The sequence below is a fragment of the Caballeronia terrestris genome (assembly GCF_001544515.1).
Taxonomy (GTDB): domain Bacteria; phylum Pseudomonadota; class Gammaproteobacteria; order Burkholderiales; family Burkholderiaceae; genus Caballeronia; species Caballeronia terrestris.
Window position 1 is genome coordinate 1 of record NZ_FCOL02000183.1, and the last position, 3,907, is coordinate 3,907.

Consider the following 3,907-nt stretch of genomic DNA (forward strand, 5'->3'; position numbering starts at 1 on the left):
CGCCGAGGGGAACCGACTCGACGAAGACCGCCGCGTCCGGCTTCCACCACTTCGCGACCCGGCCGTCAAAGAAGGCGAGCAGTTCGTCCGCGGTGAGCGCGCTGCCCGACTTTTTCACGACCAGCAGCAACGGCCGTTCGTCCCACTTCGGATGCCGCGCGGCGATGCACACCGCACTCGCGACGTCCGGATGCAGGCACGCGACGTTCTCGATGTCGGCCGAACTGATCCATTCGCCGCCGACTTAATGACGTCCTTGCTGCGGTCCGTGATCTGCATGAAGCCGTCGGGATCGATCCTGGCCACGTCTCCGGTCGGAAACCAGCCGTCGCGCAACGGCGGCGCGCCGTCGCTGCCGAAATACTGCCGCGAGACCCACTGGCCGCGCACCAACAGGTCGCCGGCCGCAATGCCGTCCCACGGCAACTCCTCGCCGTCCGGGCCGACGATCTTCATGTCGATGCCGAACACGGAGCGGCCCTGCTTCGCCTGAAGCGCGTAGCGTTCTGTCGTAGACAGGGCGGACGGGGACGTCTTGAAGCTGCAGACCGTGCCGACCGGGCTCAATTCCGTCATGCCCCAGGCGTGCAGCACATCGACCTGATAGCGCTCCTGAAACCGTACGGTCATCGCCGTCGGACACGCCGCACCGCCGATCACGGTGCGCCGCATCGACGAGAAAGCGCCCTCCTGCTCAGCCACATGTGACAGCAGCCCCTGCCAGACCGTCGGCACGCCGGCGGACAGCGTGACCTGTTCGGTCTCGATCAGTTCGTAGAGCGACTTGCCGTCGAGCGCCGGACCGGGAAACACCAGCTTGGCTCCGACCATGCAGGCGATATACGGCAGCCCCCACGCGTTCACATGGAACATCGGGACCACCGGAAGGATCACGTCGCGCGCGGAACAATTCAGCGAGTCAGGCAGCGCGGCTGCGTAGGTATGCAGCAGGGTCGAGCGGTGGCTGTAGAGCACCCCCTTCGGGTTGCCGGTCGTGCCAGACGTGTAGCAGAGCGACGACGCACTGTTCTCATCCATCAGCGGCCAGTCGAACGCATCGCTGTGAAGATCGATGAGGTCTTCATAGCACACGAGCATGCTGGACAGACCATGCGCTTGCGGCATGCGCGCGCGATCGGTCATCGCGACGAAGACCTTCGGACTTTTCACGCGAGGCGCCACGCTCTCGATCAACGGCAGAAACGTCAGATCGAAGAACACGACGCGATCTTCCGCGTGCTCAATGATGTACGCCAGCTGGTCAACGTGCAGCCGGGGGTTGAGCGTATGCAATACGGACCCGGACCCCGAGACTGCGAAGTACAACTCCATGTGCCGGTAGCCATTCCACGCCAGCGTCCCTACGCGCTCGCCCGGCTCGATGCCGAGGGCCGCCAGGGCGTTTGCCATGCGGCGCGCGCGTTGCGCGAGATCCCGATACTGATACCGGTGCATGTCCCCTTCGATACGTCGCGACACGATTTCCTGGGCGCCGTGATGGCGTTCGGCGTGCATGAGCAGCGAAGCCACCAGTAGCGGTTGCTGCATCATCAGACCTTGCATCCTTGTTCTCCTGAATCGTTGTCGGGTCCCGCGCCCTCGGTCGCGTCGCCGTGGTGACTATCTGTTTTCCTGATCGCCCGTCGAGAGCAACATGGCATCCACGATTGCGCCGGGCGAATACGCCCCCGACAGCGACAACGCCGAATTGATCACGAAATGCGGCACGCCCCTTACGCTTTCAGCCTGTGGCGAACGCGGAATCACCAAACTGTCATCGCGCCGCGACGCTGCCAGATGTTCTGCGAGGCGCGCTGCGTCGAGACCGCACGCGAGACCGATCCGCTCGAGCGCGTCCGGGTTGCCAATGTCTACGCCGTCCAGGAAATAACCGGTGAATATCCGGTCGATCAGCGATGCAGGCTGAAATCCCGCGCGTGTGCTCACGGCCCAGGAAACGAGGTTGTGCGCCGCCCGTGTGTTGGGCATCACCTCGATCCTGTCGAACGCCAGCTGCACGCCCGCCGCGCCAGCGGCCTCCTGAACCTGGGCGCGCCGTGCATCGACCGCAGCTGCACTTCCCAGGCGAGCCACATAGAACGCCTGATACGGAACCCCACCGGCGGCGATGTCGGGCAACAACTGATGCGAGTGCCACTGCACCTTGACCCTGATGTCCGGGCGCAAGCTGGTGAGACGACCGATTGCGGCATCGAGATTGCGCTTGCCAATCAGGCACCACGGGCAGACGAAATCAAAGTGGACATCGACCGTCAGTGATACGTGTTTATCGACTCCAGCGACCTGCTCGGTTGGGTCGTCCATGTCACAGAAGCTCACGGATCAAGGTCTCCGCCTGCGGCCACTCGCCATAGCCGGCCACCGGGTTCAGGTGTCCAACCTCGCCGAGATCGACGAGACGACTGCCCCAGTCCGCGGCCATTGCCGCTACGCGATCAAACGCTGCCAGCGGATCGTTGCGGCTGGCTCCGACAATGCTCGGAAACGGCAACGGCTTACGCGGGGTTGGCAGCCATCCGTTTTGTTCGAGCGCATCGCGCGCCGGGTAACCGGCAGGCATGGGTGCTTCCAGGTCGGCCGGCGTGGCAAGCAGCGCGCCCTGGATCCGGCGGTAATGCCGCTGCGCCCAGTGCACCGTGATCAGGACGCCGGCGCTGTGAGCGACCAGTACGATCGGGCCTTCGATCTTGGCAATGGCCTCGTCGAGCGCATCGACGCGCGCCGCGCAGCTGAGCTTGTCGTGTTCGAGCGGCGGCACCGAAGCCGATTTGGGAAGGCGCGCTTGCAGCAGTGTCTGCCAGTGTTCGGCCACATGGTCACGCAGGCCGGGTACGATAAGTATGGTGGGTTCTGTATTGAGAGTCACGATGCTGAATTGTTCAAGTTAGTACGGCTTGTCGCCGATAATCCCCGCTCGCTCCATCTTGCGATGGCACGGCGCGTAATCCATAACGGCGTAGTGCTGCGTACTGCGGTTGTCCCAAATCGCGATGCTGTTCGGCTTCCAGCGCCAGCGCACCTGATACTCGGGAATGTAGGCCTGGCTGATGAGATAGCGCAGCAGTTCGCCCGCGCCCGGATTGGCGTCCTGCCCGAAGCGCACCCGTGCCGGCGTGTGATAGTTGGTAAAATGGGTGGTGAACGCGCTCACGAACAGCACCTTCTCGCCCGTGTCCGGGTGCGTGCGCACAACCGGGTGCTCCGCATCCGGAAACTGGGCCTTCAGCGCGAGGCGCTTCTCGATCGGCATCACAGCGCCGAAGCTCGCCTCGATGCTGTGGCGGGCACGCAGGTTTGCGATCTGGGTCTTGATGTGCTCCGGCAGGTTCTCGTAGGCGAGCACCATATTCGCCCACATCGTGTCACCCCCCACGGGCGGACACTCCACGCAGCGCAGAACTGCGCCGAACTGCGGCGCTTCGCGCCAGGTGGCATCCGCGTGCCACGCATTTTCGTACCGGTCGTTGGGCTGATCCGGGGTCTTGTAGATGCGCACGAGACCGGGATGGTCTGGGTCGCTGCCCGCGACGGGATGATCTTCCAGCTCGCCAAAGCGGCGCGCAAAGGCCACATGCTCGGCGCGCGTGATGTCCTGGTCGCGCAGGAACACCACCCGATGTATCAGCAGCGCCGACCTGATCTCGGCAAACAGACCTTCATCGTGGATGGCATCGGCCAGATTCACGCCGAGCAGCTCGGCGCCGATCGCGCAGGTCAATTGTTCGACTTGCATGGCTTCTCCTCAGATGACGAAGACCGAAGAGCCGGTCGTCTTGCGCGATTCGAGGTCCCGGTGCGCTTGCGCCGCGTCCTCGAGCGCATAGCGCTGGTTCAGTTCGATCTTGATGCGGCCCGCGGCGATATATCCGAAGATTTCGCCGGCAAG

At 63.9% G+C, this 3,907-nt stretch carries 4 protein-coding genes and 1 pseudogene; all 5 read right to left on the bottom strand.

Features of this window, described 5'->3' with window-relative positions:
• Positions 1–1,563, bottom strand: a pseudogene (locus AWB67_RS34820) (3-(methylthio)propionyl-CoA ligase); the annotation flags it as partial.
• A gap of 57 nt (positions 1,564–1,620) precedes the next feature.
• Positions 1,621–2,325, bottom strand: a complete 705-nt coding sequence (locus AWB67_RS34825; RefSeq protein WP_087660474.1) for a DsbA family oxidoreductase — start codon at positions 2,323–2,325, stop codon at positions 1,621–1,623.
• A gap of 1 nt (position 2,326) precedes the next feature.
• A complete protein-coding gene (locus AWB67_RS34830) occupies positions 2,327–2,887 on the bottom strand; it encodes an RBBP9/YdeN family alpha/beta hydrolase (protein ID WP_087660475.1) in 561 nt (186 codons plus the stop codon).
• A gap of 18 nt (positions 2,888–2,905) precedes the next feature.
• Positions 2,906–3,754 (bottom strand): TauD/TfdA dioxygenase family protein, encoded by an 849-nt coding sequence (locus AWB67_RS34835; protein WP_087660476.1) that lies wholly within the window; start codon positions 3,752–3,754, stop codon positions 2,906–2,908.
• Positions 3,755–3,763: 9 nt separating this feature from the next.
• The coding region (locus AWB67_RS34840; protein WP_143328457.1) for a zinc-binding dehydrogenase at positions 3,764–3,907 on the bottom strand (144 nt) is incomplete at its 5' end.

What these genes read in the sequence shown, in the direction of transcription:
- AWB67_RS34835 (WP_087660476.1), bottom strand. Translation starts at nt 3,754, where the DNA reads ATGCAAGTCGAACAATTGACCTGCGCGATCGGCGCCGAGCTGCTCGGC.
- AWB67_RS34825 (WP_087660474.1), bottom strand. Translation starts at nt 2,325, where the DNA reads ATGGACGACCCAACCGAGCAGGTCGCTGGAGTCGATAAACACGTATCA.